The sequence below is a fragment of the Collinsella aerofaciens genome (assembly GCF_015552075.1).
In the GTDB taxonomy this organism is placed as follows: Bacteria; Actinomycetota; Coriobacteriia; order Coriobacteriales; family Coriobacteriaceae; genus Collinsella; species Collinsella aerofaciens_Y.
In genome coordinates this window covers 1-8,292 of sequence record NZ_JADNDZ010000046.1, presented here as the reverse complement: position 1 = coordinate 8,292, position 8,292 = coordinate 1, and the positions used below count along the sequence as shown (strand labels likewise).

The 8,292-nt window shown below is 60.8% G+C and carries 6 protein-coding genes; 2 read left to right on the top strand and 4 right to left on the bottom strand.

Translation table 11 applies throughout. The features are described from left to right. Positions 1–110: 110 nt before the first annotated feature. The 3 genes from I2D41_RS02910 to I2D41_RS02900 all read right to left on the bottom strand — a co-directional run bounded on the left by I2D41_RS02910 (position 111) and on the right by I2D41_RS02900 (position 3,544). Positions 111–647: a PTS sugar transporter subunit IIA gene (locus I2D41_RS02910; RefSeq protein WP_055310775.1), complete on the bottom strand. Its 537-nt coding sequence runs from the start codon at positions 645–647 to the stop codon at positions 111–113. Positions 648–915: 268 nt separating this feature from the next. Then, positions 916–2,364 (bottom strand): glycoside hydrolase family 1 protein, encoded by a 1,449-nt coding sequence (locus I2D41_RS02905; RefSeq protein WP_195363486.1) that lies wholly within the window; start codon positions 2,362–2,364, stop codon positions 916–918. 172 nt (positions 2,365–2,536) lie between these two features. Then, a complete protein-coding gene (locus I2D41_RS02900) occupies positions 2,537–3,544 on the bottom strand; it encodes an AraC family transcriptional regulator (protein WP_195363485.1) in 1,008 nt (335 codons plus the stop codon). 116 nt (positions 3,545–3,660) lie between these two features. Between I2D41_RS02900 and I2D41_RS02895 the strand changes: the two genes are divergently transcribed. Both I2D41_RS02895 and I2D41_RS02890 read left to right on the top strand, forming a co-directional pair. After that, the gene (locus tag I2D41_RS02895) at positions 3,661–6,261 is read left to right on the top strand and encodes a glycosyl hydrolase (RefSeq protein ID WP_195363484.1); all 2,601 of its coding nucleotides are present in this window, start codon (positions 3,661–3,663) and stop codon (positions 6,259–6,261) included. A 42-nt stretch (positions 6,262–6,303) separates the two neighbouring features. Beyond that, entirely contained in the window at positions 6,304–7,158 is an 855-nt protein-coding gene (locus I2D41_RS02890; protein ID WP_195363483.1) for a MurR/RpiR family transcriptional regulator, read from the top strand. 138 nt (positions 7,159–7,296) lie between these two features. Here I2D41_RS02890 and I2D41_RS02885 read toward each other — a convergent pair whose 3' ends face one another. Then, complete coding sequence (locus I2D41_RS02885) at positions 7,297–7,917, bottom strand: helix-turn-helix domain-containing protein (protein ID WP_195363482.1); 621 nt, start codon at positions 7,915–7,917, stop codon at positions 7,297–7,299. Positions 7,918–8,292 lie beyond the last annotated feature (375 nt).

The window sequence follows — 8,292 nt, the reverse complement described above, 5'->3', positions numbered from 1 at the left end:
GTAGCGGGTGGTTTAAAGCTGGCCGCTGCGCGGCCAGCAGACTAAAGTCTTGAATAAAAAAGGGTGGCCGGACAATCCGACCACCCTTAGACATTATGCGATGCCGCGATTTACTTGCGGACAACCTTGACGATAGCATCGCCGGCAGCGACGGCGGAGTCGGCCTCGACGGCAAGCTCGACGTCGGCAAACTCGGCAGTGTTGGACACGGCCACGACGACGCAGTCTTTGTAACCGGCAGCGGCGATCTTGGCGCGGTCGATCTTGAGCATGGGCTGGCCGGCCTTGACGACGTCGTCGGCCTTGACGAAGCCCTCGAAGCCGTCGCCGTTCATGTTGACGGTATCGACGCCGACGTGCACCAGAACCTCGATGCCGCTATCGGACTGCAGGCCCACGGCGTGACCCATGGTGACGGTCACCTTGCCGTCGCAGGGAGCGTAGACCAGATCGTCCTCGGGCCACACGGCGCAGCCCTTGCCCAGAACCTCGCCACCAAAGACGGGATCGGGCACATCGGCCATCTTGATGACCTTGCCCTTGACGGGCGAGCACAGCACGTCGGCGCCGGCAGAAGCAGAGATGGAGGCCGGAGCAGCGGCAGCCGCGGGCTCAGCCTTCTTCTTGAACATGTCAAACAGACCCATACGTTTTCTCCTCTTGATTAAGCGCAACGTAGTGCGCATGCCTATGGTGATTATAGTGCCAATTGGACCAAAAACTAAGGTGGGGAGTCGAATCGAAAACTCCGCCGACGTCTTTGCCCCATCGATACCCGTTTTGCTGATTAATCCTCGATGAGTCCCAGATGCACGAAGGCGTTCCAGATGCCGTCGTCGTCGACATTCGTGGTCACGTAATCGGCCGCCGGTCCGGCGTTCGTCAGAACGCCGGAACTCAATCGCCGGAACTCAATTACTCCAAGCCCTCAGCGCCGTTGGACTTGATGATCTTCTGGTATGCGAAGAAGCTGTCCTTGCGGCGGCGCTCGTAGGTGCCGGTGCCGTCGTCGTACTTATCGACGTGGATGAAGCCGTAGCGCTTGCGCATCTCGCCGGTGCCGGCGGACACCAGGTCGATGGGGCCCCACCAGGTGTAGGCGATCAGGTCAACACCATCGGCGACGGCCTCGCCCATGGCCTTGATGTGGCTCTGCAGATAGGCGATGCGGTACGGATCGTGAATGGAGCCGTCCTCCTCGACCTCGTCGTAAGCGCCCATGCCGTTCTCGACCACCATCAGCGGAATCTCGTAGCGGGCGTAGATCTCGTTGAGGGCGATACGCAGGCCCAGCGGGTCAATCTGCCAACCCCAGTCGGTGGACTCCAGGTAGGGGTTTTTGCCGCCAAAAGTCATGTTGCCCTCGGTCATCTCGTGGTCCTTGTGGGTGCCCACGGTACCGGACATGTAGTAGCTAAAGGTGTAGAAGTCGACCTTGCCGTCGGCGATATCCTGCAGGTCGCCGTCCTCCATTGCGAGCTCGACGCCGTTCTCGGCCCAGAAGCGCTTGGCATAGAACGGGTACTTGCCGCGCACCTGCACGTCGGAGCAGTACCAGTTCATGGAGTTCATCTGCTGCTGCGTGGCGAACACGTCGACCGGATCGCACGTAGCGGCGTAGGAGAGGATGAAGCAGTCCATGTTGCCCATCTTGAACTGCGGGTAGTGCTCGTGAGCGTAGCGCACGACGCGGCCGCTGGCCACAAACTGATGGTGCAGGGCCTGGTAGCGCTGCTGAGCGGTGGTCTTGATGGCGCTCGCCGGGCCCTCGAAGCCCTGGATCAGACCGGTCTCCATCATGGCGCCCATGTCCATAGTGCCGCAGTTGATCTCGTTGAAGGTGAGCCAGAACTTGACCTTGTCCTGATAGCGGTCGAAGACGGTCTGGCAATACTTCTCAAAGAAGCCGATGAGCTCGCGGCTCGCCCAGCCGTTGTACTTCTCGACCAGGTGATAGGGCATCTCGTAGTGCGAGAGCGTCACGAGTGGCTCGATATTGTGAGCGCGCAGGCAGTCGAAGACGCGATCGTAAAAGGCGAGGCCGGCCTCGTTGGGCTCGGCGTCGTCGCCGTTGGGGAAGATTCGGCTCCAAGAGATGGACATGCGGAACATGTTGAAGCCCATCTCGGCGAACAGCGCGATGTCCTCCTCGTAGTGATGGTAGAAATCGATGCCGTCATGGTTGGGGTAGAAGCGGTTGGGGTCGATGTCGATCGTGATCTGACGCGGCTCCTTGTAGCTGCCGCCCAGGAAGTGGTCGTCGACGGAAGCGCCGCGGCCGTCCACGTTCCAAGCGCCCTCAAACTGGTTGGCGGCGGTAGCGCCACCCCAATAGAAACCCTCGGGGAACTTGATGTTTGCCATGAGCATCTCCTTTGCATCGTGGGTCGATAAGCCGAGTATCGCCCACGCGCGGGGCATGCGGGAGCGGCCGCGCCAAACCCGACACTTCTTTTCGCAGCGGCGCCCCGCCGCCTGCCCGCCCCTGACACTTCCTGATACCTGTCAAAAAGGGACAGGTTTATTTTGGTCGGTTTTATCTGGGCAAACGCTGACGATAGGCAGCCGGCGTGCAGCCATAGCGCTCGGCAAACTTTTTGTAGAAGAAGCTCATGTTGGCATAGCCCGCCTCGTGCGCTGCGACCTCCGCGATGGCGCCGGCATCGAGCAGCGTCGCCGCGCGCGCTAGGCGGCTCTCTTGCACCAGCTGCATAAACGTGCGGCCTGTCTGACGCTTGAGCAGGGCGCTTGCGTAGTTGGGGCTCAGGTGCAGGTGGCGGGCTAGGTCCTCGAGGGTACAGTCGCGAGCGTGACGCTCGATGTAGCCCATGGCAGCCGCGACCTGCGCCGATGGCAGCGCGGGCGCGTCCGCTTGCAACAGCGTCGCCTCGTAGCTTTGCATAAGCTCGACCAGCAGCAGCTCAAACAGCCTCGAGACAATCTGGGGGCTCGCGGCGGTGGGATCCAAGCGCTCGCAGAGCATCTCCTGCATGTAGCGGCGCACGCGACGGCTGCCGCCCGTATGGAAATGCACGTGTCCGCGGTGGTCGGTTTCGTCCGTGAGGGCGTTGAGCAGGAACCGCGAGACCGCGCTTGTGGGCGAAAGGCTTTGCTCCAGGCTACGGCGCAGCATTGGCCGCGAGATGATGACGCTCAGCATTATGTCGTGCTCACCGAGCTCGCCAACAGCATGCGGGCAGGCGGCATCGAGCAGGAGGACCTCGTTTTGAGCGAGCATGAGCGGCGCGCCGTTGACGATCTGCGGCGCTCGTCCTCGATAGACATAGCTGATTTCGACATAATCGTGCACGTGTTCCGGCACAGGATTGAAGCGCGAGTTGCGAACAATCGATAGCCCCTCGGGCATGCCTTCTTGGTGCAGAGCGAGCGTTGGGTTGCCAATTTTACGAATGAATCGGCCATCAATATCTGCCTGATTACCTTGACCGAGTGCATCGCTCCAGTCGTAATGGGCGCCCGCGCGATAGGCGCGTTCACTGTCGGTCAGCTCGAGTAGCAGGCTATCCAAGCGCGCGAGCTCCATAGTGCTCCCATCGTTGATTCGGTCATATTCTGCCGTGGTTTTGATATTAGCAGGGCGGCGCGCTCGGCGTACTCTGACTTCAATGGATTTGAAAGGCCGGTTTTGGAGGAGCGTATATGGCGGCGTATTTTGAGCAGGTGCTTGGCGGCACCTACGACAACCATGTGCTTCCGTTCTTGTGGCTCAAGGGCGAGGCGCGCGAGACGATTACCGAGTATCTGGAGCAGATCGCCGGGGCGGACATCCACGAGGTTTGCCTGGAATCGCGCACGCATCCCGATTTCTGTCGCGACGGCTGGTGGTCTGACCTGCGCTTTATCATCGGCGAGTGCAAGCGCCTGGGGTTAAAGATCTGGCTGCTCGACGACGCCCACTTCCCCACAGGCTATGCCAACGGCGCGCTTGCGGGCGATGGCGTCGACCCCGCGCTCAAGAAAACCGTGCTCAAGCATCGCACGATTACGGTTGTTGGTCCCCAACCGTCCACGACTATCAAGCTCGGTAATCTCATGGACCCCACCGAGCGCTTTGTGGGCGTGGCAGCTTTTGATGCCGCTGGTGCGCCGCTCGACCTTGCGCTCGCTGTTGAGCAAGGAGACGATGGAACGCCCGCCCGCTTGCGTTTTGACGCCCCCACCGGCGTCACTACGATCGTGCTGTACGCCACCAGCCAAAAGACCGGCTTTCGCGATGAGTACATCAACATGGTCGACGCCGCCTCGTGCCACGCGCTCATCGACGCCGTCTACGAGCCCACGTTTGAGCATCTGAGCGACGAGTTTGGCAAAACGATCTTGGGCTTTTTCACCGATGAGCCCGGCTTTATGAACGAGAAGGGCACCACGCTCGACGATGCTTCTACCAGCAGTTTTATCGGGCGAGGCGACCTAGCGCTGCCGTGGTCGAACGAGCTTGCCCACCGCCTGCGCGATGCGCTTGGCGAGAATTGGCTTGCTAAGTTGCACGGCCTTTGGACGCGCGAGGCAAACGGCGCCCAGGTTCGCCACGCCTATATGGACCTTGCTACGCAGCTCTACCGCAGCTGCTTTGACGAGCAGATTGGCGGTTGGTGCCGCGCGCACGGCGTCATGCACATTGGCCACGTGATCGAGGACAAGAGTTGTCACACGCGCCTGGGCCAGGGCGCGGGACATTACTTCCGCGCGGTCGCGGGGCAGGACATGGCCGGCGTCGACGTCGTCATCAACCAGCTTGCCCCCGGAATTGACCGCGGGCGCTACAGCTATTTCCACGGCGCATGGAACATGGAGTTCTTTACGTACGCGCTTGCCAAGCTGGGCTCTTCGGCCGCGCGCCTCGACCCCAAAAAGCAGGGGCGCTGCATGGCCGAGGTCTTTGGCGCCTTTGGCTGGCACGAGGGCCTGCGTGAGATGAAGTGGATCGCCGATCACATGCTCGTCCGCGGTGTTAATTGGTTTACGCCGCACGCGTTTAGCATGGCGCCTTTCCCCGATTGGGACTGCCCGCCGCACTTTTACGCGCACGGCAACAACCCGCAGTGGCCGCACTTTGGCCAGCTCATGCGCTATATGAATCGCATGGCGACGCTCCTTTCGGAAGGCGCCGCCGCTCGCCCCGTCGCCATCCTGTACCATGCCGATGCCGAATGGGCCGGCAACGCCATGCCCATCGAGTGCGTGGCAGCCGAGCTCACGCGCGCGCAGATCGACTTTGATTTTGTGCCTGCCGAGGCTTTTGAGGATGAGGAGCGTTACGATATTTCGATTGCCGATGGAACGTTTGCCGTTAACGGCTGCCGCTATCAGGCGTTTGTTCTGCCCGGCGCCTCGTTTATTGGCGCGGCTACAGCGGAAGAGGTGAGGCGCATGATGGCCGCGGGTGTCACGGTGCTCGCTGCTGACGAAGTGCCCGGCGCTCTTTATGACGCGGATGGCGCAGCCGATCTGGACGGGCTTACGGCAACGCCACTTGCCGATGTGGCGGACGCGCTGGCAGACGCGGGGCTGCAGACCGTTGTGACCGATAGGCCACAGCCCTGGCTGCGCGCACTTCGCTACAAGCGTGCGGGCGAGACCTATGTGATGCTAGTCAACGAGCATCCGCGTGAAAGTATTTGCTGTACGGTTGCACTTGCTCGAGGCGAGCGCCTTTGCGGCACGCGCCTCGACCTGCTGAACGGCACCGAACCCGTTGCGTTTGATGGCGCGTTGGAGCTGGCGCCCTTCGAGAGCTGCGTTGTTGTTCTGGGAACGGGCGACGAGGTCGGACTCGATGACGGGGCGAACACGAATGCGGATGATGCGGTTTGCCTTAGCATCGACGGACCGTGGACCGTTGCCCTCTCCCCTGCCGGCAGCGATGGAACCTTTGGCGAGCCGCAAAAGCTCGAGCAGCTGTGCGACCTCACGGCCGAGCAGTTCGCCGGCATCTGCGGCACGTTCCACTATCGCACGTCGTTCGAGCTGACCGACGACCTCGCCCACACCGCCATTGACCTGGGGGATGTCTACGAAGTCGCAACACTCACGCTCGACGGACAAACGCTCGGCACGCGCATCTGCCCGCCCTATCGCTTTGCGACAGGCGCGCTTGCCGCCGGCACGCACGAGCTCACCATCGATGTCATCAACACACTCGACCATGCGATTCCCGACATCTTCGCCCTCACCGAGCCCGTCGCGCCCAGCGGTGTCCTCGGCCCCGTTACCCTTCTCGGGCAAAACCTGCCAAAATAAACCCGTCCCTTTTTGGCAGGTTTGGCGAGTGCGGGAGTTCGAATGGATATCAAACGCAAGATTACCGAGGCACAGGGCCTAACCCCTACCGAGCAGCAGCTCGGCATCTCGGCCCTCGCCATGGGCGAAGACATCCGCGGACTCTCCATTAAGGAGTTTGCCGCCCGCGCCAATGTTTCGGTCGCAAGCGTGCACCGTTTTTGCAAAAAGCTCGGCCTCGAGGGCTTTAAGGATCTCAAGGTCGAGCTCATCCGTCTGGCGACCGAAGCAGGCAACCGCCGCGACGTAGATATCAACTTTCCCTTCGATGCCACGTCCACGCCTGCGCAGGTTATGGAGCGCATGGAAGGGCTCTACCAGACCACGCTGGCCGAGACGCAGGAGCTGCTCGACCCCGCACAGCTCGACCGCGCCGCCAAACTGATCGCGAAGGCACGGCAGGTCGACATCTACACCGGCTCGCACAACCTCTATCCAGCGGGGATGTTCCGCGACCGCTTGCTTTCGTCCGGCAAGAGCGCCACATGCTACAGCAGCACCGAGGCCCAGGTGCGCACGGCGCTCGCCTCGGATTCCGGCAATGTGGCGATCGTAATCTCCTACAGCGGCCTTGCGCCCAACCTCAAGGAAATCTTGCCGATCCTCAGCAGCCGACATGTTCCCGTCATTGTCATCGGCACACCTTATTGTGCGCGCCTGCACCCCGGCTTTGCCGCCTACCTCACGGTGAGCGACCACGAGAGCATGACGCACCGCATCACGCAGTTCGCCAGCCACATCGCCGTGCAATACGTGCTCGATTCGCTCTACAGCAGCTACTTCGCCAAAGACTACGCCCGCTGCGCCGAGTTCCTAGAGCGCTCGTTCCCCTACACCCGCCTCCCCGGCCTCAAATAACAATCCGGCCCCACCGCGCCTCCAATCGCCCTCCTAAGTTGCGGTGAAATAGCTCCTGTTTAGGCTCTAAACCAGCACTTTCAGGAACTATTCCACCGCAACTCGTTGGCGCAGGGGCATCGGGCGGACAGCGGGCTTTTACTTGCGAGGCGTCGGCAAAACAAAGAGTCCGTGCTGGTTACAGTAGAGGTACATTCTGCCGCGCCCGGTAATATGAAAGCGCGGCTGCACCGATTGCTCTGGATAGAGCTTCTTAAGGCAGATGCCATCCATAGTCGCATATGCCACAAAGCTAATGTAATGGTCCTTGGTCATGGGGTGGTCGAGCGTGACGTACCAATCGTCCTCGATGCGCTCGATGGAAAAGGCATGGTCCGCGTCCGGCTCTTCGGCCTCCTGGGGAAACATCGTGGAGCCGCAGCAGCTAAAGCTGCCTTCTCCGAGCGCGTGCACAACGTTTCCGCAGATAGGGCAAACGTAAAAGATGCCTTTGAGCATATTGCCTGCACGGTTGGCGTTGGCCCGAATGTCACCAGCCAAAAGCTCAGCCACGCTTATGCCGAGTCTCTGGGCCAAAGGTTCAACGAGGGAAATGTCGGGAAGGCCGCGGCCGGACTCCCACTTGCTGACGGCTTTATCGGTCACGCCAAGGCTTTCCGCCAGGGCGCGCTGGGTGAGGCCGCGATCTTCGCGCAGCCGCTTGATGGCATGTGCCGCCAAAAAAGTATGGGGGACATTGCTTTGCGGTGTCTGGTTCATGAGATGTCCGATCAGATTGGAAGAATGGAGCGAACCGGTTCAAGAGCCAGTATCCATTTGAAGACAGCCCTCGACAACCTACGCTGCGTAGACATGCACCGACCAAACGAGCGTGGATTTTCGGACACTCAAATCACGAGCGTGGATAATCTCCCACTTTGAGCCCCCACACAGGCCAAAACCGGGAGATTACCCACGCTCATCTCTGACTAGTCATTGGGGACGTTCTTAAACGACTAGTCAAACAAGAACGTCCCCAATGACTACTGCCGCATCCGGGGCAAGACAACGCCGCAGGTAGAGGACGGACAGCGAGCGACGTCCAGAGCGAACAAGTTGGCATGAAAAAGGCAAGGCATAGACCTTCTGGTCATG